This is a genomic window from Corynebacterium sp. EPI-003-04-2554_SCH2473622, assembly GCF_001665955.1.
GTDB lineage: Bacteria > Actinomycetota > Actinomycetes > Mycobacteriales > Mycobacteriaceae > Corynebacterium > Corynebacterium pseudodiphtheriticum.
Map to the genome: position 1 here is coordinate 69,747 of NZ_LZMN01000072.1, position 25,032 is coordinate 94,778.

Below are 25,032 nucleotides of genomic sequence, written 5' to 3' on the forward strand. Positions count from 1 at the left end.
CTCGCTACCGGATCAAACGCGGGCGATAAACAACTCGGCACCGGATTCAGCACCGGCGCGCGTTCCGTCGTGAACACTCTCATCAGCATCCACGAGGACAAAGCCATTGTCAGCCGCCCCGGCCGGTAGCCACACCGCTTCTGTCGGCCGCAGCATACGCCCGTTGCATTCCACCGCACCGCGGGTCACTAAAGCAATCGCCGGCCCCCCATAGTCACACCGTACTCTGGGGTGCTGGCTGGTTAACTGGACGCGTTCCAGCAAAAAATCTTCTGTATGCGAGGGGTAATTGTACTGCCCCTCAGCAATGAGTTCCGGTTCCATGATCGGATCCCGCACACTGGAAAATTGCAACAATGACAACAGCTCTGGCACATCAACGTGCTTTTCTGTAAGCCCTCCACGCAACACATTGTCCGAACTAGCCATGATCTCCACACCCAAGCCAGACAGGTAAGCGTGTAATTGCCCCGCTTCCAAACGCAGTGCTTCCCCTGGTTGCATGGAAACATGATGCAATAACAGAGCGCTTAGCACCCCAATATCACCCGGGTAGCGACGCTGCAGGTCCACCACCGTGCGCAAGCTGTCAAGCATCCACTCGGAGTAGGATTGCCAGCTAGATTCGTCGGCAAGTACCTCGCAGGCTTTATCCACGATCGCGCTTATCAAGTGCTTACGTTCATCTTCGGCAAGCGTCACCCAACAGCGAAACAGCGTATGTAGCTGTGCTGCTTCGTTGTCCTCTTCCACGTTCTCCAACAGCTCGGCATATGGCTCCAGCTCAGGACACCTCAAAACAGAAAACAGTTTATGGGTGGAGCTCGCTTTCCGGAATCCCGCTAATCCACGAAACGGAGTCAACGCGACAATAAGCTCAGGCTTGTGGTTGGAATCCTTATAATTACGCCGCGGATCATCCAGGGCCAGGCCAGCAGCGTTTTCTCGCGCAAACCCCTCTTCGGCTTCTGCCAGACTAGGGTGTGCCTGCAGCGAAAGCGGCTCACCGGCCGCCAACAGCTTCAGCATGAAAGGCAATCGGGAACCCCATTGTTTTTGCACGCGCGCGCCCAAATGATACTCAGGATCTGCCGCGATTATCTCATCCAAGCCCTTAAGCGCACCGTCAGGCTGCGCCACGTAAGCAGGGCCGGTCGCATGCGCTCCAAACCAAAGTTCGGCCACTGGATCACCGGTGGCTGGTTGCCCAGCCAACTCTGGGATCAAGGTAGTCGAGCCCCAAGGGTAATGGCGAATAGCCGGTCGAAGTGGCTGCATAGATCGAAAATTTTCCTTCTACTGCGGGGTGGTAACTGAGGTCCTGCTACAGGCTAAAGCTGCGGTGAGAAAAGCTGTTGTAACGAAGCTGCTGTTCCGTAACCGTGGCTAGGACACCAACCCAGAGATTTCGTCGACAAGCGCGGAAACTTGCTCGGGTGTTTCCGCCTCTACGTTTAGACGCAGCAGGGGCTCTGTGTTCGACGCACGCAAATTGAACCAGGCAGCGCTACCTTCTAAATCCACAGTCATACCGTCCAATTCGTCGATCTCAGCGGCCCGGTCCGCGAAAGCCGCGCGGACTTTCTCCCGGGCAGCTGCTTGGTCAGTAACCGTGAAATTGATCTCCCCGGAAGCCAAATAGTGCTGATACGACTCCATCAGCTCCGAAAGCGTACCCTCATAGGTGGCCAACGCCGCAAGCATGTGCAACGCAGCCAACATGCCGGAATCAGCATTGAAAAACTCACTGAAGTAATAATGGGCAGAGTGCTCGCCGCCGAAAACAGCATTGTGCTCCGCCATTTCCGCTTTGATAAATGAGTGCCCCACCTTTGTGCGCACCGCGGTTCCGCCAGCTTTCTCTACCAGCTCCGGGACCATCTTCGAGGTAATCAAATTATGGATGATCGTCGCCCCTGGATAGCGCTGTAGCATGCGTTCAGCAATCAGGGCACAAATAGCTGAAGGTGAGACCGGCTGCCCCTTTTCATCAACCAAAAATACCCGGTCAGCATCGCCGTCAAAGGCCAGCCCTAAGTCCGCGCCCTGTTCAATGGTGAAACGCTGCAAATCTACGAGGTTTTTCGGGTCCAGCGGGTTGGCCTCGTGGTTCGGGAACGTGCCATCGAGCTCGAAATACAAAGGGCGGATATCAATTGGCAGATCAGCAAACACCGCAGGCACCGTGTGGCCTGCCATACCGTTTGCTGCATCAACGGCCACCACCAACGGACGGGTGCTAGAAAGCGGCACGAGTTCGTTGAGATAACGCGCGTAATCATCCAGAATCTCGTGCTTGCTAATGGTTCCCCGTTGTTGCGCCGGGGCACCGTTGGTGCCGTCGTCGGTGTGGTTCGCCAAATAATCAGTAATGATTCCGAGCCCGGTATCTTGCCCTACTGGTTTGGCTCCAGCCCGACACAATTTGATGCCGTTGTAGGAAGCTGGGTTATGCGAAGCAGTGAACATCGCTCCAGCACACTCCATTTTTCCGGCCGCGAAATACAATTCATCGGTAGAAACCAGCCCCAAAGCCGTAACATCCAAGCCGGATTCTGCTACTCCTTCAGCAAAAGCCTCTGCCAATTCTGGGGAGGACGGGCGCATGTCGTGGCCAACCGCGACACGAGTCTCGTTGCCGTGGTTTTTCAGGAAATCTGCAAACGCGCGTCCAACGTTACGAACGAAATCCGCGGTAATCTCGGATTCCACCAAGCCGCGAATATCGTAGGCCTTAATGACAGAGTTGAGGAATTGTGCAGAATACATATAGGCCATTCTAACGGTCTCGCCTGGAAGCGTGCCGATGACTAGCCAGAATTAAGCCCGCGGTTCCTCCGAGGAATCGTCGGGCCACAACGCTGCAAAATCTGTCGTCGAAGAGTCACGCAACTCCGCCAGCATGGAATCAACGGGGTCCCCACCATTTTCGCTGGTGGATTGCTCAACAGCGCCCTGGCCATCCACAAAATCAGCAGCTTCGTCGGCAGCGTCTACCTTGTGGCCAGCGCCCGAATTGTCTGTAGATTCTGTAATTTCTGTGACCTCGGCTGCACTTGCGTCATGGATGAGATCTTGCTTGCCGACGCCCGCCCGCTGGCTTAGCGCGTGTCGGCTGCCATTCACGTTTACAGAAGGAGCGGTTGCCTCACTAGCGGAATCTTCGACAGAGTCAGTTTCTGGAACCACTTGCAAGTGCGCACGGCGCTGCTGTTTTTGTTCCACCACCCGTGGAACTCGGTGCACCGGGTGATTAGAGCGCTCCGGATCTGCCGCATCTGCGAATGCCGAAGTATGCGCAACCGGGCTCGCGTCCGGGTCTTCCACCAGACCACTAGTAACACGCCCGTTTTCCCGCACCGCCGCGGCAAGAGCGACCAGATCTTCTTCGTCGTCAATATCTATATCCCCGACGCGCACAATCTCCCACCCGACTGGCGCAGTGATTTTTTCCGAATGTTTCTGACATAAATCCCAACTATGTGGGTCAGGTTGCGAGGTCAACGGGCCAACTACCGCCGTAGATTCGGCATACGCATACGTCAGGGTTGCGAGTGCAGGCTGACCACAGCCAGGACGGGAACAGCGACGAATCTGGTTCACGCTCCCAAGTTTAAAGACTCATCGATCACACACGCAAACGGTAGTTCCGCAAGAATTTTCGGCGTGGCGCAACTAGTGCGCAGGCACACGAGTTCTATGCTGATTCCATGAGCAACAGCGCACAACTACGCCCCTACCGCAACCGCCATGGCCGTGGCTTGCGTGGCGTGGTGTTGCCGCAGCAAACCCCACGGTTTCGTTCACGTAGCCAGCAATTCGACATGGCTGCATTGGATGCCTTTAGCTCCATCCATGCTGCGTTCGCCCCGCAGCTAGAATCATTAGATCTTGCGGTTGATACCGTGCCACGAATGAACCTGGGCTCCGACTTAGCGCTGATCGATGATGAAGTCTTCAGCGATGGGCCGGTGCCACTGGGACGGGTGCTACAACCAGGAATTGATGCACAGGGGCAACCCACGCGTGCGCGCATTGTGCTATTTCGCAAACCCATAGAACAACGCGCAGCCACCAGCGAACAACGCCAGCAATTGCTACAAGAAATTCTGACGGTGCTGGTGGCAACTTATCTCAACCTTGATCCACGCGATGTGGATGCACGCTACCCCTGGGGGGATTAACTCAGATACGGCCACTGGGCCATATAACCGCGAAAATACTAGCCGATATCTCGCTTCAAGCGGCGACGCTCACGGTCAGATAGGCCACCCCAGATACCGAAGCGTTCATCGTGCTCTAAAGCGAACTCCAAGCACTCATCACGCACCGGGCAGGCCTGGCAAATACGCTTGGCTTCGCGGGTGGACCCACCTTTTTCCGGAAAAAATGCTTCCGGATCCGTCTGCGCGCACAGCGCCTGGTCTTGCCATTCTTGTTCTACCGCACCGAAGAGCTCTTCGATCGATAGAGCTGCCGCGCCGCCACGGAGAATGGCGTTTTTAGCCATATCGTCCACGCCGTGTCCTTTCTCCGTAGTTCCGTTCATATACTTCCAAAGATTAGACAATGAGACACTAAATATCGTCAACCCAGAATCCACCATCAGAACAGAAACCAGCAGAAAACCCCTGCAAAAGACCTCACCAGTCACAGCAGTAACAAAACTGCGACAACGGGGGTAACTTGCAGGGGTACTATATATAGAGCCGGATCGGCTCTGAAAAACTAATCGGCAGGTGGACGTTCATTCGTCACACAGAAGCAGAGCTTCTCTTCAGGCGTCGGCGTGTCGCTACCAGAGCATTCAGAAAAACGTCGGAAGCGTTCTAAGCATCAGAGCTGAAGCGAATCCCAGTGTCCGGAATAATCACACCCGGCCACACACGCATGCCCGGCGCCAGTTCACACCGCGCACCGATCTGCGCTCCCTCTCCGATCACGCAGCCATCGACAATCGCATTTGCCCCAATATGTGCCCCATCTGCAATGATCGAATTCCGAATACGAGCACCCGGCTCAATAGTGGCACCAGCGAAAATCACCGAAGAGTCGATACGGCAGCCACCGCCGATTTCAGCCCCGCGCCCCACTGTGGTTCCTCCGAGCAACAGCACTCCCCCTGCCACTCCAGCGGCCGGATCTACCAGTGCCTCCCCAGTCCGACCTTCCAGTAGCGGTGAGCCCACGATTCCACGCACCAAATCCGACGAGCCCTGCACAAAATCATCCGGACGGCCCATATCTCGCCAGTACGCGGCATCAACATGGCCAACGACACTGCGGCCTTCGTCGAGAAGCCGTGGGAACGTTTCGCGTTCCACTGAAACATTGCGCCCGGCGGGAATCGAAGTGATCAAATCTTTCTTAAAGACGTAACAGCCCGCGTTGATCTGATCAGTCGGTGGATCTTCCGTTTTTTCCAAAAATGCCGTCACCTGGCCGTTGGCGTCCGTCGGCACGCAGCCGAAAGCACGAGGATCTGATACTCGGACCAAATGCATGGTCAAATCTGCATTCTTTTCTTCGTGCGTGCACAAAATTCCGCGCAAGTCGGTAGCTGCCAATACATCGCCGTTGAAGACCATGACGTTATCGCCACGCAGCTTGTCATAGACATTGCGGATACCTCCGCCGGTACCCAAAGCTTCTTCCTCAACGACGTATTCAATTTCTAATCCGAGTTCAGAGCCGTCACCGAAATATTCCTCGAAAACCTCGGCCCGAAAGGACGTCGACAAGATCACGTGGTTGATTCCAGCGGCCTTGATGCGCGCCAATAAATGCTGCAGGAAGGGGTATCCGGCAGTCGGCAGCATCGGCTTCGGCGTATTGATGGTCAACGGACGCAGGCGCGTGCCCCGCCCGCCGACCAGAATCACGGCGTCGGTATTGCTCATGGCCCAAAATATATCTGTTGCGTGCGTCGATTCTGTGCTCACACACCGGGGCTCGCCCGATCAGACTCGAGGCCACATCTTCAAGGCTTCACAGCCAGGGATTCACAGCCAGGGGTTCACGGCCAGGGCCGACTGCGGCTGACTGCGGCCGGTTGCGGCTAGCCAGGCCCGAATGGCAGGACCGAATGGCGGGGCTGGGTGGAAAGTTTTAACCACGCGTCAAAATTTTGGCGCGCAAATACAACCCAGCGCGCAGGACTGCCCGCACCGGAGCTTGATACCAGTGTGGCAGTCGGTCGCAAAGATAACGGGCAGCCGATTGATGGTGCACGCGCAACATCGTCGCGGATACGCTTTCAGCCTCTGTGGAATGGCCTTGTGCATGACTGATCCGCGCCTTCGGACAATACACGTTGCTGTAGCCGGCACGGGCAAAGCGATCGCCAAGGTCAGTGTCTTCAAAATACATGAAATAGCGCTCGTCAAAGCCCCCAACCCGGGCGAAAGCTTCTCGCCGCACTAATAAGCAGGAACCAGACAGCCAACCAGCTTCGCGTTCCGTTTCCATATCCTGGCCTTGCCGGTAGCGCGCAGACCACGGGTTTGCAGGCCAGATATCCGCGAAAATCGCATGCCCAATGCCGTCTAGCAGGCTCGGTAATGCGCGAGCCGAAGGGTAGGTGCTCCCATCGCTTTCAATGATGCGTGGTCCGATAGCAGCAGCGTTCGGGTGCCGAGCAGCGCAGAGCAGAAGTTCGTCAATCGCTCCATCGTGGAACACCACATCTGGGTTAGTCAGCAGCACGAAATCGTCGGCAAGCGGAACTGGTTGTGCGCCACCAGGCGGAACACTCCCCACAGCCTGCACCCCGGCATTCATACCCGCGCCATAGCCTAGATTGCCACCGGTGGGATAAAACACCACATTTTCAAAGTCTGTAGCGGCTTGTTCAGGTGCGCCGTCGGTGGAGCCATTATCAGCCAGCACCACTAGAACTTGACGCTCGGTGGCCCCCGGCAGTGAGTCCAACAGAGCGCGCAGGTGCTTACCTGGCGAATAAGTCACGGTGATTACCGGCAAACGGGATGCATGGTTTATTTGTTCAGACACAATGCGCTTTATGGTAACGGAAATGTGGCAGTTATGCCCTAAGCTTGAACAGCGTGAATGATCGTAATCGCTCCAGCAGAGAGATTCAGCCCGCCCCGAAATCCCGCTCAACAGTTAAACAGCGCGGTCCCGGTGGGCTTAAGGTCATTATCGCGTTGCTATCTGCCATCACGGTGTTAATCACCGGAGTGGGCTATTGGACGGTCGGTCGCGTTGGTTCCACTCTGACTTCTGCCGGCAACTTGGGGCTGAGCGATACCTCGCAGGGTTCCGGGGAACAAGCCCCTGATGGCGCAGTCGATATTCTCCTGGTCGGTTCCGATTCTCGCACAGACGCACACGGCAACCAGCTCAGCCGCGAAGAACTCGAGCGTCTCAATGCGGGCGAGTTTGCTGGCGAAGACAACACCGACACCATCATGCTGATCCGGGTGCCGAACGACGGATCCCAAGCAACGGCGATTTCCCTGCCCCGCGACACCTACATTCACGACGACGAGTTTGGCAACATGAAACTCAACGGGGTGTACAGCGCGCACAAGCAGGCATACGAAGAATCCGTTCCTGATACTGAGCACGATATCGATCAAGAACGGGAGGCTATGGCAGCCGGACGCTCCGGGCTGATCTCCGCAGTAGCAGATCTCACCGGCATTCAAGTTGATCACTACGCTGAAGTCGGTTTGCTGGGCTTTGTGCTTCTTACCGATGCTGTTGGCGGCGTCGATGTGTGTTTGCAAGAGCCAGTTGATGACCCCATGTCCGGAGCACATTTTCCTGGAGGAACTTCCACTTTGGATGGTCGCGACGCCTTGGCCTTCGTCCGTCAGCGCTACGGACTACCACGTGGCGATCTCGACCGTATTGTGCGTCAGCAGGCGTTTATGGCCTCCCTAGTCAACAAGGTGTTGGAAACCGGCACATTGACTAACCCATCTACTCTGAACAAAATCTCAAACGCGGTGGAACGCTCGGTCGTTATCGACGAGGACTGGGACGTCATGAGCTTTGCCACCCAACTATCAAATTTGGCCGGCGGCAATGTCACGTTCACAACCATCCCGGTGACCTCAATTGATGGAGTTGGCGATTTCGGCGAATCCGTCGTGACCGTTGATACCGAGCAAGTCCACGCGTTCATGGACCATTTGCTTGCCGACGATACGGCCGACGAAGAAGGCACCGACGATGATCCTGCCGGTGGTGGCCACGAATCCGGAGACGAAGACGGCGAAGCACTCGTCGAGATGGTAGCTGCGGGGGCCCAGCTGCACATCCTGAACGCCCAAGCTCCAGCCGGAACTGCTGCAGCGACCGGTGCATGGCTGGACCAGCACGGGTATACCGTGGTTAATACTGCTAATGCGAATGAAGGGTTGTACTCGGTCTCGCAGGTTGTAGCCGCCAATCCGAGTGATCCACGCGCCCAAGCTCTCGCGGATCAACTGGGTATTTCGACGATAACGTCGAATGCGAACCTGGAACCAGATTCCATCGTCGTGGTGGTTGCACCGGATTACAACGGCCCCCTGCTTGAGGAAAAACTGGGGCAAGACGATGCCGACGCCGCTGTGGGCGAAGACTTCGGCAGCGTCGTCGATGCACCAGAAATCGATGCCGGCGGTAACGGCCCACGCTGCGTTCATTAGCAGCAGATCTGTCATAATTCAGCGGAATCTCCACCGGCGATACACAGCTAGCACACTGCATGCCCGCAGCCTGATCCCTAGGATGGGGGCATGGATATGTTGTCTCATTTGCTTGCCGATGACCCCGCGAGCCCACGGCTGACCGTCTATAATGAAGCCGATGACACCCGCATGGATTTTTCTGCTCAAACCACCGAGAATTGGGCATCCAAAATAGCGAATTTCCTGCGCGAAGAATTAGATCTCGACGAAAGCTCGGTAATCCTGTGCGACCTCCCAGTTTCCTGGCACACGGCGATGATTGCCTTGGGCGCGTTGGCTGCGGGAATTTCCGTACGCTTCGCTACTGACGACACCGCAGCCGACCGTGCAGCCGCAGACACGACAACTGATTCGGTGACTAATTCGGGTGCTGATTCGGGTGCCGAACCTGCAGTGTTTTTCACCAGCGCTGAAAAGGTAGCCGAATACGCTCATCATGGGGATGTAGTCGTCGTCACGAACGACCCCTTTGGACGCGGCTTGGAAGAAATGGGTGAACCGGTCCCAGAAGGCGCCATTGATTTCGGCCCAACGGTGCGTTTTTATGGCGATTTTTACCCTGGCCCCACCCGCCCGCTGGCAGAGATCGTGCGTCCCACTAGCGATGCCCAACGTTTGCTGTCGACCGGTTGGACCGATTGGGATTCCTTCACCCGCCAGGTGCTTTCTCCCCTGGCCGCGGGCGGTTCCGCCGTGGTGGTGGCGGGCATGGCCTCTACGGATCGGCTAGCCGAGATCGCCGAGAATGAAAAAATCACCGCACGGGATTAGCCCTGATCGTTGCCGAAACCTGATTTGTGACATAGACTACGCTCCATAACGAATAACCATTCGTAAACGCTGTTTCAGCTGTTTCAGTTAATTCAGATGTTTCAGATGTTTTAACCGCGAGGAGTCGCATGTCAGAGATCTATATCGCCAGTGGTGCCCGCCTTCCGATTGGAAAGTTCCAGGGCTCACTCTCCAAACTCTCTCCTACCGAAATGGGCACCATTGCTGCAAAAGAAGCAATTGCGCGTGCCGGAGTCGACCCCACTGCCGTTGAATCCGTGGTGGTGGGCAACGTAGTTCCCAACGTCCCATCAGATGTTTATCTCTCCCGCAAAATCGGCATCGAATCCGGGCTGAAAGATTCCTCCATCGCCTTCAACGTCAACCGCTTATGTGGCTCCGGCGCCCAGGCCATCATTTCTGCTAGTCAGCAAATCCTCACCGGCGATGCCGAACTAGCTCTGGCGGCAGGCGTGGAACACATGAGTTCTGCACCATACTCCGTCGAAGGCATGCGTACCGGTGGCCAAAAAATGGGGGACGGCCGTTTGCAAGACTGGATGCTCGGCGCGTTGTCTTGCCCATTCGGCACCGGCCACATGGGCGTGACTGCAGAAAACGTCGCCAAGGCCTATCGCATCTCCCGGGAGCGTCAGGACGAATTCGCTGCGGAATCTCAGCGTCGCGCCGCCGCTGCCCGCGATAACGGCGTGCACAAAGAAGAAATTGTGCCAGTCACCCTGCACACTCGCCAGGGCGAGGTCACTTTCGACTTTGACGAGCACGTACGCGAAACCTCACCAGAAGCCCTGGCCAAACTGAAGCCGGCTTTCCAAAAGGACGGCACCGTCACGGCTGGTAACTCCTCTGGCATCAACGACGGCGCGGCTGCCCTGCTCCTGGGCACCGAGTCCGCCCTGAACCAGCACGGTTCTCAACCACTAGGCCGCGTGGTCTCTTGGGGCATCGGTGGCGTCGACCCCACCAAGATGGGCTTGGGCCCGATCACTGCCGTACCCAAGGCACTGCAGAAGGCAAGTTTAAGCCTGGACGATATCGACCTTATTGAATCCAACGAGGCATTCGCGGCACAAGCCATCGCCGTACAAGATGAACTGGGCTTCGATCCAGAAAAGACCAACGTGCACGGCGGCGCTGTAGCCCACGGACACCCGGTAGGCGCATCCGGTGCAATCTTGACTGTCAAGATCCTGCACCACCTGCGTGCGACCGACAAGAAATACGGTCTGGTCACCATGTGCATTGGTGGCGGACAAGGAATTGCACTGATTGTGGAGGCTGTATAAACATGACCACCAAGATCATCACGAACCCAGAACCAACCACCGTAGATGCCCCAGTGAAAAAAGCTGCCGTCATCGGCGCCGGCTCTATGGGCGCAGGCATCGCGGCTCTGATGGCCAGTGCTGGAATTCAGGTCACTCTGCTGGACATGGCCGACGAAGGCGATTCCCATGAGGAGCGCAGCGCACGAGCCTACAAAGGGATTGAAACCCAGAAAAATCGCAAAGGCTTTGTGCACCCCAAGTTCGTGGAAAATATTTCCGCTGGGAACACCACCGACGACCTGGACAAGCTGCATGAATGCGACTGGGTTGTCGAGGCCATTTTCGAGGATCTCGACGCCAAGCGCTCGCTGTATGAAACCGTCGCCCCTCATTTGAACGAGCACGCGCTGCTGTCGTCAAATACTTCCACCATCCCCTTGGCAGAACTAACGGCAAAGCTGCCTGACGTCCTGGCCAGCCGTTTTGCCATCACACACTTTTTCAACCCGCCACGCGTGATGCGCCTGGTCGAAATCGTCGAGGGCGAAAAAACCAGCGCAGCTACCCTGCAAACGTTGAATACCGCTGCTGAGCAGCAACTGGGCAAGGTCGTGGTTGACTGCCGCGATACCCCTGGTTTCATCGCCAATCGTCTGGGCTGTTTCTGGTTGGGTTCCGGCGCAGAACTGGCGATGGAACAAGGCATTTCTTATGAGCTTGCCGACGCCGTATTCTCCAAACCTTTCGGCATTCCTCGTACAGGTGTTTTCGGTTTGTTGGACTACATCGGCCTCCAGCTGGTGAAACCAATCTGGTCCTCGCTGACCAACGCGTTGCCAGAATCCGACCGGCTGCACCAGTTCAATCTGGGAAAAAACGATGTCATCAATGGTCTCGTGGATCGCGGACTCACCGGGCGTACCGGTGATGGCGGCTTCTACCAGGGCCGGGACAAGGTGATCCAAGCAGACTTCAGCTATGGCGAGCGTGAGACCCCAGAAGATCCTGCTACAAAGCACAAGGATGCTGCCGCAGTCATCACCGAAGATAGCCCCGGTGGCCGCTATGCCCGCGACCTATTCGCTGCGACGCTAGGCTACTGCTTGGAAACAGCAGAAGAAATCGCCGATACCGTCGAGCTAATGGATAAGGCCATGGTTTTGGGCTACGGCTGGAAGCAGGGCCCTTTTGCTTTGGCAGATTCAATCGGTCTAGAAAAGGTGGCAGAACTTTACGACGAAACACCTTCCCTGCTGCAGGCTGCCATCACAGCCGGAGGTTTCTACCCAGAAGTCGGCAAGGTGCTGGCCACCGACGGATCTGTTGCAGAGACCAAAGATCGCACTGGTGTGGTCACCGTTAAGGAATTGCTCGCCTCAGGCCAAGCCAAGACCGTGCGCGAAGCCAAAAAAGTCCGAGTGCATCTGTTAGATAATGGCGTCGGCATTCTGGACCTGCAGACCTCGCTAAACTCACTAAGCCAGCCAGCTCTCAACTCGATTCGTTCGATCGTGGACGATGCCGACCAGCTGGGTATCCAAGCATTGGTTGTGGGCAACGACGAGCAACGTGCATTTTCTGCGGGGGCAGACCTGACATCCATTGCCAAAGCAGGTGAAAGCAACGATACCCAACGCATTGATGATCTAGTGCGCAATGGCTCGCAGGTAATGCGCATTCTGCGTAATGCACCATTCCCCGTCGTTGGTGCAGTCCGGGGAGCTGCCTTAGGTGGTGGCTCTGAGCTTTACCTGTCCTGTGACCGCGTAGTTGTCCATGCAGATACCAAGGTGGGCTTCCCGGAACGCAACGTCGGCTTGTTCCCGGCTTGGTCCGGTACCGTCTCCCTACTGGAACGCATGCAGGGCCTGTACGACGATTACCACCAGCGTGCGTTTGACGTGATCACCGATGCCAAACCACTACCAAATATGTATTTCGCAGCAGAATACGGCTTTATCCGGGAAGGCGATGCCATCTTGATGTCGCCGGATCACGTACTGGGTTATGCCATTGAGCAGGCCGCAAGCATGATCGACGGCTATCAGCCACGTGAGGACACCACGATCGCTTTGTACTCTGGCGCTACCCCGCTGGATGAGGGCTGGCCGATTGCGGGAATGACAGACAATGATCATGTCATTGCCCGCCAGCTGGCGAAGCACTACACCGCCGCTGACGGTGTCAGTGAACTAGGCTTCGACGAATTCGCTGACCGGGAAGTCGAGCACGCCGTACCGCTGATTGCACTGCCAGCAAACGTGGAACGCGCTATGCACATGGCGAAAACTCGCAAGCCGCTGAACAACTAGGCCTGGATAGCACAGGCACAGCGCCGTTCTTGCTAAGGGCTACACCTACTACACCGAAGTAGGTGTAGCCTCCCGAGGTAGCTAGCGTTAAGCACGTTATTTAAACGCGCCCACGCCAGTGATCTTCTTACCAATGATGAGTGACTGCACCGTGTCGGTGCCTTCGTAGGTGTGATAAGCCTCGGTATCAGCAAAATGACGGGCAATATTGTTATCTAACAAAATGCCGACGCCACCGAGCATGTCACGGGCATCAGCAGCGACTTTGCGAGCACCACGAGTACAACGCAACTTGTTAAAGGAGGCCTGTTCGCCGGTGAGCTTGCCAGAGGCATTGAGTTCAGCGATGTGACGATTCAACAGCATCATTTGGCTGATCTCCAACTGCATATCTACCAAACGCTGCTGAATGATCTGGCTTTCAGACAAGCGACGCCCAAACTGGATACGCTCGTCTGCGTATTCTCGCGCTTTTTCATAACACGCAATGGCCGCACCCAACGCAATCCAAGCCACCCCAGTACGCGTAGCCATCAGCACGGCTGCGGTGTCTTTGAACGTTTTCGCGTTTTGCAGTTGGTTTTCTGCGGGAATGCGCACATCGTTAAGCTTGATGTGTGCCTGGTGGATAGCGCGCAATGAGATCTTATTTTCGATAACCTGCGCGTCGTAGCCCTTCGCATCCTGTGGCACGATGAAACCAGAAACCTCGCCGTCTTCAGTGCGGGCCCACACTACGGAAATGTCCCCGCCCTTACCCAGGCCGATCCATTTCTTTTCCCCGTTGAGCACCCACTCATCGCCATCGCGGTCAGCCGTGGTCTCTAAAGCAATCGAATCCGAACCGTGGTCTGGTTCCGTCAACGCGAAAGCACCCAGTAGCTCACCCGTGGCCATCTTCGGCAAATATTTATCTTTTTGTTCCTGCGAGCCACACATATCAATTGAGCGCATCGCCAACCCCGCTTGCACCGCCAGAATCGTGGCGACGGAGCCATCGATGCGGGCGACTTCCATCAGCGTTAAGCCAGAACCCAAATGCGACAAAGTTTCATGACCGGGCACATCCAAGCCGTCGGTGAGCAGATCGCGTTCTACGATTTCTGGAATCAAATCAAACGGAATTTCTGCACGTTGCCAGTAATCGTTGATGACAGCCTCAACCGGTTCACGCAAGCTTGCTGCCCGCTTCCAGGCGTTGAGGTCGGCTTCTGGGATATCGTTGAATACACCGAGCAGGTCTGTGCCTGTCGCAAGCGGGTTGGTGGACATGGTTCAGTCACTCCTTAAAGCGAATCATCGTTAGTATTAAGAGTGACTCACATCGCACTAATAGTCAAGCGGAATGCTCGTAACATTTTCTGGCATGCTTAACTAATAGTGCGTCGTCACCAATAGTGCGTCGTCGCCAACCAGACTGACTAGGAGGCATATACCTCATGGCAAATCCAAAACGTCGAGCACAAATTGCCGAAGCCGCAATGCAGCTTTTCGACGAGCGCGGTTACCACGCCACCGGCATGGAAGACATCGCCACGGCCGTCGGCATGCGGGCCTCCAGCCTGTATAACCACTACAGGTCAAAACAAGAAGTACTGGCGGATATCGCGATTAGCTCTATGGAGGCATTGCTGCGCTTCCATGCGACTGGCTATTCGCCTATGAAAACCAGCGCCGACAAGCTTTTTGCCAGCATGAAATATCACACCATATTCCATGCAGAACAAGCTCAGCGAGCACGCATCGTCAATAACGAAATCCGTGCTTTGCAAGAGCCTTCGCGGTCCATCGTCGTACAGATGCGACGTGATTATGTGGCCCGGTGGATGGCGATTGTGCGCGAAGGTATCGATTCTGGGGTCTTTGTTGCCGACGACATCAAGATCGTGTCCTGGGCACTCATTGATATGGGCATCGGTGTCTCGCAATGGTACGCCGATGGTGGGCGACTCAGCAGTGAAGAGCTCGGCGATATGTACGGCCGCATCGCCTTACGTCAGCTGTGCAAGCCCAGCGCGCATAACGTCCACGACACCCCCAGTCCCAATAGCCAATCCCCGATCACGGACAATAAGCACGACTAAATCCCGCGCCCAGGTCTACAGCGGCTTAAATATTTAAGCTTGCAGCCTTGTGCGCGGGACTCCTCAGCCCTGAAAATTCTTGCCGACTATTACTTACCCACTACTGCTTACCGGCCTTAGCCAGCAAATCCAGTGCACGACGATAGATCGGGGCATCAACATAGTTACCGGATTCCAGCTCTACCGAAGATTCCTTACGCGCTACAGCTTCTTCAAATTTCTCCACGGCCTCACGTGCCCAGGCGATAGCGCTATCTGATGGCTTAAACGCCGCAGTCACAATCTTGCACTGAGATGGGTGGATGCACAATTTGCCGCTAAAGCCCAACGCACTGGCGTAGTGGGTGGCATCCACCAGCCCATCTTCGTTAGCCACGTTGAAATACGGAGTATCCACCGGTGGCGATAACCGGAAAGCGACGGAGGCGGTGGCCAGCGTCGAACGGGCGAATAGCAAAGCATCCCGGTTCGAGTGGTTCACACGTAGCTGCTCGGAATAATCGCCCGCACCAAAGGCCAACTGGGTCACTCCACGGGTGGAAGCAATCTCTGCAGCGTTAACAATGCCGCGGGCGGTTTCTACCAAAGCCACGATTGGTACCGGAGCGCCGTCAGAGTCTTTCAATAACTGCTTGGTTTCTGTCATCGCCTTGGACTCGTTAACCAGCGGCTGCATAACAAAATCCAGTTGATCCGATACCGCCTGAAGTGCTTCCAGGTCCTTCGGATACTCCTGCGAGTTCACGCCATTAATACGCACACCAATCAACACCGGCTTATGCGCGGCAATGATATCTGACCCCTGGCCAGAAGAGTATTCCTCGATAAACGAGACAATATTCTGCCGAGCACGCGCCTTGTTCTCTGGTGCACAAGAATCTTGCAAGTCGAAAACGATCGAATCGGTCCCACAATCTACAGCCTCTTGGAAGCTATCAGGGTGGTCACCGGGAACAAACAGAGGCGAAACGAGTGAAATCATATCTTTGAGTCTACGTGAGGAAGATCAACAATACGGCTTTAGGATTCAGATTTCCTGTCCCTGACTTAACCAGGCACATACCAAAATTCGCAGGCCACTAGTGCGCGTGAATCATCCGGATCAAGCCACCATCCACAACGTGTTCATCACTGCGTTCTGGTTGCAGCGCATACGCGGTTAGCTGCTGAAATTGTGCTTCTTGTTGAGCGGAAAGCCCGCAGCCCGGTGCGGGCTGCTGCGAATCTGCGTGCCACATGGCTAACAGCATAACGGGCCAGGCGGGCTAACGGCCATTCCGGATAGCACTCGCTCGTCCTTTCGCTTCCCGCGCGGCGCGCACGCTTGCGGAAGGATGCTTATCTTCTGTCGCCAAACGTTCAAACGCCAAGGCAGCTAATGCCGCGGCCTGATCCCCCAGGATCGAATCATTGAAATTAATCTTCGGTGAGTGATTCCAATCGCGCAGATGCTCCGGCTTGTCCGGATTTGCGGTACCCAAGAACATGAAAGTTCCTGGCACCTGGGCCAACACAAAACCGAAGTCTTCCGAGGCCATCATCGGCGCCTCAAAGGGTTGCACGGCCTCTTCCCCGAACATTTCGCCCCATACAGAGGCCGCGAATTTGGTTTCCCGAGGATTAGTCTTCGTCGTTGGGTACAGCACCTGGAAATCAATATCTACAGAACAGCGATGCGCGGCGGCGACGTTACCGGCTACCTCGGCAATCATTTGGCGTACCGCATCAATCTTTTCATCACGCAGCACCCGCACGGTCGCACCCAAAGTTGCGGTGTCTGGAATCGCATTAAACGCTCCTTCTCCGGCTCGCACGTTGGTCACCGTCACCACAATGGGATCCAGCGCATCAAAACGACGGGTGATAGCCAGCTGCAAGGACGTCTGAATCTCTGCCAACGCTAACACAGGATCAATAGCATCATGCGGGCGAGAGCCATGCCCGCCTTTACCAGTGACAGTAATGGTCAAGTTCGATGATGAAGACATCATCGGCCCTGGCACATAGTGGAAAGTGCCGTAATCCTGCGGGCCAACATGGATACCGTAGGCCGCAATTGGGCGCCGACCAGCAGCATCCAGTACGCCTTCTTCAATCATGGGCGCTGCCCCACCCGGGCCTTCCTCACCCGGTTGGAACATGAAAATCACGTCACCGGCTAGTTCTTCCCGGTAGCGGCACAGGATTTTCGCTGCCCCGACCAAACCTGCGGTGTGTAAATCGTGGCCACAGGCATGCATGTAATCATTTTTCGAAGCAAAAGGCAGGTCCAGACGCTCACGTACTGCCAAAGCATCCATGTCGCCACGCAGCAACACGGACACGGGATGCTCGCCTCGCTTCCCACCACGCAACACCGCGATCACAGAAGTCAGTTCCCTGCCAGTGGTAATTTCCAACGGCAAACCCTCTAGCTCACGCAGTACCTTTTCTTGAGTGCGTGGTAGATGCAAGCCGATTTCTGGATGCTCGTGGAGGTCACGGCGTAGTTCTTGCAGCTCACTGATGATTTCGCTGGCGGCACCACGGAATAATTCCCCGACCGGTTGGCCACCAACAGTAGCCCGCACGAATTCCAACGGGTCTTGTGCCTGTGCCGCGCGCTGCGGAAGCCCTTGCCCCTGAGCCTGTGGCTGCCCAGGGCTAACTGGGCGCCCGACGCGCCCTGGGCTGGCGGAACGGCGATTGTTTAGCGGATTAAACTCTGGCTGTTGCGATTCTGGGCGGGGCACGTGAAGTAACACTTCCTTCGCTAAGAAACCACACCGCGCACAAGACGTCTCAGGAAACTACGCGTGCGCGACGCGAGTCGGTAAAACACTTATGCCCTTCCACAATAGTGAATTTTGCGAGCGGTTACCGACTGCGTCTCATTAGCACCAGCAATCGGTCACTAGACGCGACTAATAACAGTGCCTAACAGCGGCACCTAATGGCAGCGCCTAATCACCATCAGTCGACAGTGCCGCCACGAAAGCTTCCTGTGGTACGTTCACCGAGCCCAGTGACTTCATGCGCTTTTTACCGGCTTTCTGCTTTTCCAACAGCTTCCGCTTACGCGAAATATCGCCGCCATAGCATTTCGCCAACACGTCCTTACGCATCGCACGAATGTTTTCGCGGGCAATAATCTTCGCGCCAATAGCCGCCTGCACCGGCACTTCGAATTGTTGGCGCGGAATGAGCTCTTTCAGCTTCTTCGTCATCTTGTTGCCATAGTGATATGCATGCTCGCGGTGCACGATTGCACTGAAAGCGTCGACAGGATCACCCTGCAACAAAATATCGACCTTAACCAGATCCGCCAACTGCTCACCGGCCTCCTCGTAGTTCAACGAGGCATAGCCTTTGGTGCGAGATTTCAGCATGTCGAAGAAATCAAAGATGATCTCACCCAACGGCATCGTGTAGCGCAACTCGACTCGGTCTTCAGAAAGGTAGTCCATGCCACCCATTTGTCCACGCTTGGACTGGCATAGCTCCATGGTCGGCCCGACGAAATCCGCTGGCACAATGATGGTCATTTTCACGATCGGCTCATAGACCGCATCGTGCTTACCCTCTGGCCAGTCCGCAGGATTGTGCACATACTGCTCGGTGCCGTCTTCTTTGACCACGCGATAAGTCACCGAAGGCGCGGTGGAAATCAAGTCCAGGTCGAATTCACGTTCCAGACGGTCGCGGGTAATTTCCATGTGCAGCAGCCCCAGGAATCCGCAGCGGAAGCCGAAGCCCAGCGCGACGGAAGTTTCTGGTTCAAAGGTCAGTGAGGCGTCGTTAAGCTGGAGTTTTTCTAGCGCATCACGCAGGTCAGGGAAATCTTCCTGCGAGATCGGGAACATGCCCGAATAAACCATCGGTTTGGGTTCGTCATAGCCCTGCAGTGGTTCCTCGGCTCCTTTGTTGGCCCAGGTAATGGTATCGCCAACTTTGGTCTCACGAACGTCTTTTACACCCGTGATGACGTAGCCAACTTCACCAGGGCCTAAGCCTTTACAAGAGGTTGGCTTTGGCGAAACGATGCCCATATCCAGAATTTCCAGGTCTGTCCCGGTATTCATCATGCGTACTTTTTGCCGTGGCTTCAACTGGCCATCGACCACCCTGATATAGGTAACGACACCACGGTAGACGTCGTAGACAGAGTCGAAGATCATTGCGCGGGCGGGCGCGTCGTCTGGATAATCTGTGTGTGGTGGCGGTGTCAGTTCGACGACTTTGTCCAGCAGCTCAACCACACCTTCGCCGGTTTTTCCGGAAACATGCAGGACATCTTCTGGTTCACAACCGATGATGTTCGCCAGCTCTAGGGCATATTTCTCTGGATCTGCGGCAGGCAAGTCAATCTTGTTGAGAACTGGAATGATCTCCAGCTCGTGTTCCATTGCCAAGTACAAGTTCGCCAAAGTTTGCGCTTCGATGCCTTGGGCTGCGTCGACAAGCAAAATGGCTGCCTCACAGGCATCCAGGGCCCGGGAAACTTCATAGGTGAAGTCGACGTGGCCGGGAGTGTCATTCATCTGCAGCACGATTTCTTCACCCTTATGCGGGCCGGACGTTGGGACCCACGGCAAGCGCACAGACTGCGCTTTAATCGTGATGCCACGCTCACGCTCAATGTCCATGTTGTCGAGGTACTGATCGCGCATATCACGCGCATCAACGACGTTGGACAATTGCAGGATGCGGTCCGCCAGGGTGGATTTACCGTGGTCAATATGCGCAATGATGCAGAAGTTGCGCAGGCGCTCGGTTTCGGTGAACGTCTGCGCTGCAAAATTTTTCGACATTACTTCCTCGGACTACCTCTCGTTGTAAACTCCCACCAGCCTACCGAACCACGCCGCAAGGAAAATAGCCAGGACAGCTAAGCGCAATAGCTAGGATGACTAGTATGTCTGCAGCACGGCGGAAAAATAAACGCTGGTCGCCATCCAGCCCCAACGAAGACCTGTTGGAAAAAGGTCTGGCACTAATTAACCAGCGCCTAGGCATGCAGAACACCGTGTCGCGCTCAGTGGCGCGTGCCGCAGCAAAAATTCAAGTATGGAAATCCCGCGCACTGACCCGCACAATTTTCTACGCCCCCGATATGGACGGACACGCTGATTCCGGCGAGGTCGTATGGGTTTGGACACCCACCGACGGCATCGATTCCCCACCACGCGAACGCGCAGTGTTGATTGTTGGGCGGACGAATAGCAGCGTGCTGGCCTTGTTAATCTCGCCGAATCCTACGCATGATCACGATCCGCGGTGGACCAGCATCGGCACCGGGGAATGGGATGAAGCAGGTCGGCCCTGTTGGATTCGGGTGGATCGCGTGCTCGAGATCCAAGAGCAATATTTGCGTCGGCAAGGCGTGTTATTTCCTAGACGACGTTTTGAACGGATCGCCAACCGGCTGCGCAACGAACATCAATGGAATTAGTCGGTACGCGATACGGCGTGACGTGGCAAGGCAATAGACAAGACACGGCGAAGTGAAATGAAGTGGGATTATCGGCCTAATTCTGCTAGGCTCTACAGGGTTGCTCGTCTGTCGAGCTGCACCAAGCGGGGCGGTCAGGACCTTGGGTCCGCCCGATAACGGTTTGGTGACGCGCATCTAGGGTCAGTTTCGGCTGATCGTAATGCTGGAAATGCTTAGGCAGAATGAGTTTTCACGTCAATGTCTATCGACTATAAGAGGTATCTTCACCATGGCAAACATTAAGTCCAAGCAGAAGCGCGTAATCACTAACGAAAAATCGCGCCGTCGCAACCAGCACGTTCGTTCCCGCGTTCGCACCATGATGCGCAACTTCCGCTCCGCTGTGGAAGCTGGCGACAAGGCCGTCGCGGAAGAGAAGCTGCGCGTAGCTTCCCGCGAGCTGGACAAGGCTGTTTCCAAGGGCGTTTTCCACCGCAACACCGCCGCTAACAAGAAGTCTGGCATGGCCAACCTTTTCAACAAGATGGAAGGCTAAGCTAGTTTCTAGCTCAGTCAGTTTCTCACTGAATAGCTGCTAGTCTTGCGCGGTCACCAAAAAGAACCGGCCTGGGTTACTGCACACCCGGACCGGTTCTCTAGTTTTACAGTCACAACGCTTGAAACTATCCTTAACTTTAGCGGTTAACCTTAGTTTTGCACATGATACGTAAAACATATTTGATATTTCCCACCAAAAGCCCTTAAAATTGGGAGCGCAATGCAAGGATAAACCCGTCTATCTCCGGGATTTTGAATTGCGCAACATTCATAAGGACATCAAGGAGAAGACTTATGCCTTTGCCTAAAGTAAACCCAATGGACCCAACCAACCCACTCGTTGCCGATGCACAGGCATCCAGCGTCGGTAACTTCATCGAGGCTATCGGCGTTAACATCGCCAATGTAATCTCTGGCTTCGCCGAAGCTTTCATTCAGGCCTTCGGCTCCAGCTTCTAATTTAGGCAAATAAGCCTAATGCCTTGGTCTAAATTCACTTAGACCAAATCTGCCCGTCAGCGCTTAAGCGTTGGCGGGTTTTTCCTATTCACGGCATTTTTCTACTTCTTATGTAAATATTAAATTAGCAAAGCATAATATTACTAGATTGCGGTTTTTATCACAGTAGAATCTTTCGACCTGGGATTTTTCAGTTTCTTACTGGGAATCATTTGCTCAATATATTTCCCTGCCCCTAGAGTTGGGGGCGCAATACAGGGCGAGCCTAGAACAACAAGCGTTCGACCTAATTCATCTCTACATTTAAGGAGTCCCCATGGACAAGCTTCCTGCAGACGCACCAACCACCACCGGCATCCTGGCTTTCATCGAACAGATCGGCGTGGGCATCGCATCCGTCATCTCCGCTATCGCTGAGCCTTTCATTCAGCTTTTCGGCTCCAGCATCTAATTTAGGCCAAGGCCAAAACAACCGATTGGGAACCCCTACCCCAGTCAATGCCTAAGGCGGCTAACACAACAGTGTTAGCCGCCTTCACAATTACCCAGCAAGCAACTCAACTTGCCCATCGCGCCAGCCCCTGGGTCAACAACTCCAGGTACAACAACACATTCCTAAAGGAAAGTGTTGCAACGACTCTCTGAACTCACGGCGCAGCCATAAATGCAAAAACTCCCCAGCGGAAAACCGCTGAGGAGATCTCAAAGTAACGGCAGGAACTTAGAGCCCCACCGCAGCTGTTAAACAGTCAATTACTTGGAGGAGCTCAGAACGTTGGTGAAAACGCCGGAAACGCCAGCGAATACGAACTTAGCAGCCTCGATGAGGTAACCAGCAACGCCGCTAGCGGTGGTGGACAGGTTAACAAGAATATCGTTGATCATGGTCAACAATCCTTTCATATGAAACGAACGGTACGTGACATAGCTTAACAAGCTACAGTCCACCGCCCATAACCCAACGAAAATATATAAATCCATAAGGCTCGCGTTAAACAAAAAGGTTTTTCTGCAAGTAAATGCGAAGAAATCAAATTAACTGCGCTAAAAATCCCGTTTGAACTGTATGAACTCGAACGTAATATTTTTTGTTTTCCACTTTTTATTTTCGTTACAAGCTACCCCCAGATTAGTGCGTTACAGATTCAGATGCCCCATATTTTTGGGGCATAGTACGCTGTCTAAAAGAATCCTATCCCCCGATAGAAATCGGTTTTAGTTACGATCTCACTGCTTATTGCTTAAAAAGGCATGAAAATGCACCCAACCAATCCAGATTGGGTGCATCCAGAGTATTTTCAACGGCTTCCAAGCATTACTTGGCTCCAGATTTTGCAGGTGACCTATGCCCTCTTGAGTCTTGAGTCTTGGATCTTGGCTCTATAGCCTAAGCCCAAATCATTGTCACAAGCCCGTTAATAGCCAGAGAGCCGCCAATAACCATAAACAGCACTCCAGAAGCAATATCAATCCACGGCCCGGCGGCTAATACACGACGACGTACTGCCTTCGTCGACAAGAAGAATGCCACAACCACAAACAACAAAAACGCTGAGAGTGTCAACGCCGCAATCACAGCAATGGACAAACCAATCGATGGGCTTTGCGGCAACAACGGCGCCACAATTGCCGCTAGGAACAGTACAATCTTCGGGTTCGCGATATTCGTCAGCCAGCCAGTTTTAAACGCAGACTTTAACGAGCCCAAACGTAGCGCAGCGTCGGCCAGATCCACCGGCTTAGTGCTACGGTCGCGCCAGCCGGCCATAGCCATATTCCGCCCCATCCAGATCAACGCGATACCACCAATCAGCTGTACAAAGGCCAGCACAGACGGATAGGCAGTCAAGATCGCAGCCGCCCCAAACACCGTCAGGCTAGTCCACATCACCACCCCCAGCTGAATGCCTAGCGCAGCAGCTAATGCGTGCGTCCGCGATCGCGTCGCCAAGCGCATGATCAAAATCATGTCCGGACCGGGGCTGGCAGCTCCAGCGAGATTCAGCGCTAACAGGCTAGCCCACTGTGCCAGCGTCACTTGGTATTCTCAAAACGCTCGAGCAGATCCGCACGCTCAAACATACGCGCAGTATCCACCGCCGTCGGGTGCCCGTGATTCGGATCTGCCCCGGCTGCGAGCAACACATCTACCACTGCATCTTCCTTCTTGAACACCGCGCCAGCTAATGGCGATTGGCCGCGGTCATTGAGCTTGTCGACGTCTGCCCCACGCTCAGCCAGGCCACGCACCAAATCAGCGTGACCATGATAGGCAGCCATCATCAGCAGACTGTGGCCTTCGTGATTAACCAAATCTGCGTTCAGACCATGCTCAATGTATTCGAGCAACGTGGTATCACCGGCTCGTGCGAAATCAAAAAGCTTAGTGGCGAATTCCTGCAACTGCAGATCATCTGCTGGTTCCGGTTGTTTCGTAGCGTCTTTTTCTGTGTCTTTTTCAGTCATAGCGCCACAATTTTAGCGCGCAAGCTCCGAAATTTTCCGCACCGCTGATTCCAACGCGTACTCGGCGTCGCCTCCCTGGCCTTTCACCTCAGCATCCAACTCAGCAATAATCATCACCGCCTGCGATACATTTTCGCCCCGCCACCGGCGCGCCACCTTCAATGATTTATCCACCAGCCACGGAGGCATTCCCAATTGTCCAGCGAGTTTTTGCGCATTACCGCCATGCTCTGAATACAAACGCGCCACCGTACCCACCTTGCTCGCCAACGCATAGGCCAGTTTCACCGGTGGTTCTCCCAACTGCAAGGCGCGTCGCACCGAAGCCACTGCTTGGGAAGTGTGGCCGGCTACTGCAGCATCTGCGATATCGAAACCGGATACCTCTGCCACGCCTTGGTAATACTCGCGTACTGCGGCCTCGGTGACGTTTCCATTGGTATCGGCAACCAGCTGACTCACTGCCGAGGCAAGTTCACGTAAATCCGATCCCACCCCTTCCAACAGGCTGTGAGTAATTTCCGGGCCCACCCGCACGTTGTGTCGCCGGAATTCCTGGGTCAGCCAATTGGCACGCTCAGAGGGCTTTAGCTTGGCCACGCGATGAGTCTGCGACAATTTTTCAATCTTTTTCATTATCGCCTGATTTCGCCCACCACCGGCATAAACAATGATGATGGTGACCGAAGGCGCTGGGTTCACACACGCATCCAACAACAAATTCAATGGTTCTTTTCCAGCGGTTTCTGCATTGGTGACCACCACAATCCGCTCGTCGCCAAATAACGACGGGCTGGTGGCTTCAATAAGCTCCGGGCCGGTAATATCCCCGGCGCGCAACGTAGTTTGGTGAACCTGCTCGCCATCAGCGGCATTGTTGCGGACTTCCGCCGTCAAGTCTAAGCGCACGCGCTCCGCCAAAAATTCTTCGTCTCCAATAATTAACTGGACGCTGGAATTCAATGCCATGTTTCCTAT

The 25,032-nt window shown here is 54.9% G+C and carries 24 protein-coding genes and 1 pseudogene; 10 read left to right on the forward strand and 15 right to left on the reverse strand.

What is annotated here, in order from left to right:
- Positions 1-12 precede the first annotated feature (12 nt).
- The 3 genes and pseudogenes from manA to A5774_RS11750 all read right to left on the reverse strand — a co-directional run.
- Positions 13-1,278 carry a mannose-6-phosphate isomerase, class I gene (gene manA / locus A5774_RS08060; protein ID WP_064834249.1) on the reverse strand — a complete coding sequence of 422 codons (1,266 nt, stop codon included), beginning with the start codon at positions 1,276-1,278 and terminating at the stop codon, positions 13-15.
- 108 nt (positions 1,279-1,386) lie between these two features.
- Positions 1,387-2,769, reverse strand: a complete 1,383-nt coding sequence (locus A5774_RS08065; RefSeq protein WP_064834250.1) for a phosphomannomutase/phosphoglucomutase — start codon at positions 2,767-2,769, stop codon at positions 1,387-1,389.
- Between the two features lie 408 nt (positions 2,770-3,177).
- A pseudogene (locus A5774_RS11750) lies at positions 3,178-3,603 on the reverse strand (DUF3499 domain-containing protein); the annotation flags it as partial.
- A 107-nt stretch (positions 3,604-3,710) separates the two neighbouring features.
- Here A5774_RS11750 and A5774_RS08075 point away from each other — a divergent pair.
- Entirely contained in the window at positions 3,711-4,184 is a 474-nt protein-coding gene (locus tag A5774_RS08075; protein WP_064834253.1) for a metallopeptidase family protein, read from the forward strand.
- A gap of 38 nt (positions 4,185-4,222) precedes the next feature.
- Here the strand turns inward: A5774_RS08075 and A5774_RS08080 are convergent, their stop codons facing one another.
- The 3 genes from A5774_RS08080 to A5774_RS08090 all read right to left on the reverse strand — a co-directional run bounded on the left by A5774_RS08080 (position 4,223) and on the right by A5774_RS08090 (position 7,011).
- A complete protein-coding gene (locus tag A5774_RS08080) occupies positions 4,223-4,549 on the reverse strand; it encodes a WhiB family transcriptional regulator (RefSeq protein ID WP_021353645.1) in 327 nt (108 codons plus the stop codon).
- A gap of 280 nt (positions 4,550-4,829) precedes the next feature.
- Positions 4,830-5,900 (reverse strand): sugar phosphate nucleotidyltransferase, encoded by a 1,071-nt coding sequence (locus A5774_RS08085; RefSeq protein WP_064834255.1) that lies wholly within the window; start codon positions 5,898-5,900, stop codon positions 4,830-4,832.
- A gap of 208 nt (positions 5,901-6,108) precedes the next feature.
- Entirely contained in the window at positions 6,109-7,011 is a 903-nt protein-coding gene (locus A5774_RS08090; protein ID WP_231892391.1) for a glycosyltransferase family 2 protein, read from the reverse strand.
- A gap of 53 nt (positions 7,012-7,064) precedes the next feature.
- Between A5774_RS08090 and A5774_RS08095 the strand changes: the two genes are divergently transcribed.
- The 4 genes from A5774_RS08095 (at position 7,065) to A5774_RS08110 (ending at position 13,074) form a co-directional block, all read left to right on the forward strand.
- Entirely contained in the window at positions 7,065-8,660 is a 1,596-nt protein-coding gene (locus A5774_RS08095) for an LCP family protein (protein WP_064834257.1), read from the forward strand.
- A 90-nt stretch (positions 8,661-8,750) separates the two neighbouring features.
- The gene (locus A5774_RS08100) at positions 8,751-9,473 is read left to right on the forward strand and encodes a TIGR03089 family protein (protein ID WP_064834259.1); all 723 of its coding nucleotides are present in this window, start codon (positions 8,751-8,753) and stop codon (positions 9,471-9,473) included.
- A gap of 128 nt (positions 9,474-9,601) precedes the next feature.
- A complete protein-coding gene (locus A5774_RS08105) occupies positions 9,602-10,780 on the forward strand; it encodes an acetyl-CoA C-acyltransferase (protein ID WP_064834261.1) in 1,179 nt (392 codons plus the stop codon).
- A gap of 2 nt (positions 10,781-10,782) precedes the next feature.
- Positions 10,783-13,074, forward strand: coding sequence for a 3-hydroxyacyl-CoA dehydrogenase/enoyl-CoA hydratase family protein (locus tag A5774_RS08110; RefSeq protein WP_064834262.1), 2,292 nt, complete (start codon positions 10,783-10,785; stop codon positions 13,072-13,074).
- 96 nt (positions 13,075-13,170) lie between these two features.
- Here A5774_RS08110 and A5774_RS08115 read toward each other — a convergent pair whose 3' ends face one another.
- Positions 13,171-14,346 carry an acyl-CoA dehydrogenase family protein gene (locus tag A5774_RS08115; protein WP_064834264.1) on the reverse strand — a complete coding sequence of 392 codons (1,176 nt, stop codon included), beginning with the start codon at positions 14,344-14,346 and terminating at the stop codon, positions 13,171-13,173.
- 167 nt (positions 14,347-14,513) lie between these two features.
- On the opposite strand from A5774_RS08115, the gene A5774_RS08120 reads away from it, so the two are divergent.
- Positions 14,514-15,158 (forward strand): TetR/AcrR family transcriptional regulator, encoded by a 645-nt coding sequence (locus tag A5774_RS08120; protein WP_064834266.1) that lies wholly within the window; start codon positions 14,514-14,516, stop codon positions 15,156-15,158.
- A 100-nt stretch (positions 15,159-15,258) separates the two neighbouring features.
- Here the strand turns inward: A5774_RS08120 and A5774_RS08125 are convergent, their stop codons facing one another.
- The 4 genes from A5774_RS08125 to lepA form a co-directional block, all read right to left on the reverse strand.
- Positions 15,259-16,140, reverse strand: a complete 882-nt coding sequence (locus A5774_RS08125) for a CoA ester lyase (RefSeq protein WP_064834268.1) — start codon at positions 16,138-16,140, stop codon at positions 15,259-15,261.
- 97 nt (positions 16,141-16,237) lie between these two features.
- Positions 16,238-16,396 carry a hypothetical protein gene (locus A5774_RS11335; protein ID WP_153246426.1) on the reverse strand — a complete coding sequence of 53 codons (159 nt, stop codon included), beginning with the start codon at positions 16,394-16,396 and terminating at the stop codon, positions 16,238-16,240.
- A 27-nt stretch (positions 16,397-16,423) separates the two neighbouring features.
- Positions 16,424-17,890, reverse strand: a complete 1,467-nt coding sequence (locus tag A5774_RS08130) for an amidohydrolase (protein ID WP_156519591.1) — start codon at positions 17,888-17,890, stop codon at positions 16,424-16,426.
- Between the two features lie 210 nt (positions 17,891-18,100).
- On the reverse strand, positions 18,101-19,948 hold the full coding sequence (gene lepA, locus A5774_RS08135) for a translation elongation factor 4 (RefSeq protein WP_021353631.1): 1,848 nt from the start codon (positions 19,946-19,948) through the stop codon (positions 18,101-18,103).
- A 104-nt stretch (positions 19,949-20,052) separates the two neighbouring features.
- Between lepA and A5774_RS08140 the strand changes: the two genes are divergently transcribed.
- The 4 genes from A5774_RS08140 to A5774_RS11845 all read left to right on the forward strand — a co-directional run bounded on the left by A5774_RS08140 (position 20,053) and on the right by A5774_RS11845 (position 22,039).
- Positions 20,053-20,589 carry a type II toxin-antitoxin system PemK/MazF family toxin gene (locus A5774_RS08140; RefSeq protein ID WP_021353630.1) on the forward strand — a complete coding sequence of 179 codons (537 nt, stop codon included), beginning with the start codon at positions 20,053-20,055 and terminating at the stop codon, positions 20,587-20,589.
- A gap of 271 nt (positions 20,590-20,860) precedes the next feature.
- The gene (rpsT, locus tag A5774_RS08145) at positions 20,861-21,127 is read left to right on the forward strand and encodes a 30S ribosomal protein S20 (RefSeq protein ID WP_021353629.1); all 267 of its coding nucleotides are present in this window, start codon (positions 20,861-20,863) and stop codon (positions 21,125-21,127) included.
- A 296-nt stretch (positions 21,128-21,423) separates the two neighbouring features.
- Positions 21,424-21,588 carry a hypothetical protein gene (locus A5774_RS11340; RefSeq protein WP_021353628.1) on the forward strand — a complete coding sequence of 55 codons (165 nt, stop codon included), beginning with the start codon at positions 21,424-21,426 and terminating at the stop codon, positions 21,586-21,588.
- A gap of 316 nt (positions 21,589-21,904) precedes the next feature.
- Positions 21,905-22,039 (forward strand): hypothetical protein, encoded by a 135-nt coding sequence (locus A5774_RS11845; RefSeq protein ID WP_021353627.1) that lies wholly within the window; start codon positions 21,905-21,907, stop codon positions 22,037-22,039.
- Between the two features lie 302 nt (positions 22,040-22,341).
- On the opposite strand, the gene A5774_RS11850 is transcribed toward A5774_RS11845, so the two are convergent.
- The 4 genes from A5774_RS11850 to holA form a co-directional block, all read right to left on the reverse strand.
- On the reverse strand, positions 22,342-22,473 hold the full coding sequence (locus tag A5774_RS11850) for a hypothetical protein (protein ID WP_255342454.1): 132 nt from the start codon (positions 22,471-22,473) through the stop codon (positions 22,342-22,344).
- Positions 22,474-22,975: 502 nt separating this feature from the next.
- Complete coding sequence (locus A5774_RS08155) at positions 22,976-23,626, reverse strand: LysE family translocator (protein ID WP_027018000.1); 651 nt, start codon at positions 23,624-23,626, stop codon at positions 22,976-22,978.
- A complete protein-coding gene (locus A5774_RS08160; RefSeq protein ID WP_064834270.1) occupies positions 23,623-24,054 on the reverse strand; it encodes an ankyrin repeat domain-containing protein in 432 nt (143 codons plus the stop codon). The genes A5774_RS08155 and A5774_RS08160 overlap by 4 nt, the downstream gene beginning before the upstream one ends.
- A gap of 12 nt (positions 24,055-24,066) precedes the next feature.
- Complete coding sequence (holA, locus tag A5774_RS08165; RefSeq protein ID WP_021353623.1) at positions 24,067-25,023, reverse strand: DNA polymerase III subunit delta; 957 nt, start codon at positions 25,021-25,023, stop codon at positions 24,067-24,069.
- Positions 25,024-25,032 lie beyond the last annotated feature (9 nt).

Coding starts and splice junctions, on each gene's coding strand:
- A5774_RS08115 (WP_064834264.1), bottom strand. CDS start 14,346: ATGTCCACCAACCCGCTTGCGACAGGCACAGACCTGCTCGGTGTATTC.
- A5774_RS11340 (WP_021353628.1), top strand. CDS start 21,424: ATGCCTTTGCCTAAAGTAAACCCAATGGACCCAACCAACCCACTCGTT.
- A5774_RS08080 (WP_021353645.1), bottom strand. CDS start 4,549: ATGAACGGAACTACGGAGAAAGGACACGGCGTGGACGATATGGCTAAA.
- A5774_RS08120 (WP_064834266.1), top strand. CDS start 14,514: ATGGCAAATCCAAAACGTCGAGCACAAATTGCCGAAGCCGCAATGCAG.
- A5774_RS08065 (WP_064834250.1), bottom strand. CDS start 2,769: ATGTATTCTGCACAATTCCTCAACTCTGTCATTAAGGCCTACGATATT.
- A5774_RS08125 (WP_064834268.1), bottom strand. CDS start 16,140: ATGATTTCACTCGTTTCGCCTCTGTTTGTTCCCGGTGACCACCCTGAT.
- A5774_RS11845 (WP_021353627.1), top strand. CDS start 21,905: ATGGACAAGCTTCCTGCAGACGCACCAACCACCACCGGCATCCTGGCT.
- manA (WP_064834249.1), bottom strand. CDS start 1,278: ATGCAGCCACTTCGACCGGCTATTCGCCATTACCCTTGGGGCTCGACT.
- A5774_RS08160 (WP_064834270.1), bottom strand. CDS start 24,054: ATGACTGAAAAAGACACAGAAAAAGACGCTACGAAACAACCGGAACCA.
- A5774_RS08085 (WP_064834255.1), bottom strand. CDS start 5,900: ATGAGCAATACCGACGCCGTGATTCTGGTCGGCGGGCGGGGCACGCGC.
- A5774_RS11335 (WP_153246426.1), bottom strand. CDS start 16,396: ATGTGGCACGCAGATTCGCAGCAGCCCGCACCGGGCTGCGGGCTTTCC.
- A5774_RS08105 (WP_064834261.1), top strand. CDS start 9,602: ATGTCAGAGATCTATATCGCCAGTGGTGCCCGCCTTCCGATTGGAAAG.
- holA (WP_021353623.1), bottom strand. CDS start 25,023: ATGGCATTGAATTCCAGCGTCCAGTTAATTATTGGAGACGAAGAATTT.
- A5774_RS08100 (WP_064834259.1), top strand. CDS start 8,751: ATGGATATGTTGTCTCATTTGCTTGCCGATGACCCCGCGAGCCCACGG.
- A5774_RS11850 (WP_255342454.1), bottom strand. CDS start 22,473: ATGATCAACGATATTCTTGTTAACCTGTCCACCACCGCTAGCGGCGTT.
- lepA (WP_021353631.1), bottom strand. CDS start 19,948: ATGTCGAAAAATTTTGCAGCGCAGACGTTCACCGAAACCGAGCGCCTG.
- rpsT (WP_021353629.1), top strand. CDS start 20,861: ATGGCAAACATTAAGTCCAAGCAGAAGCGCGTAATCACTAACGAAAAA.
- A5774_RS08075 (WP_064834253.1), top strand. CDS start 3,711: ATGAGCAACAGCGCACAACTACGCCCCTACCGCAACCGCCATGGCCGT.
- A5774_RS08110 (WP_064834262.1), top strand. CDS start 10,783: ATGACCACCAAGATCATCACGAACCCAGAACCAACCACCGTAGATGCC.
- A5774_RS08140 (WP_021353630.1), top strand. CDS start 20,053: ATGTCTGCAGCACGGCGGAAAAATAAACGCTGGTCGCCATCCAGCCCC.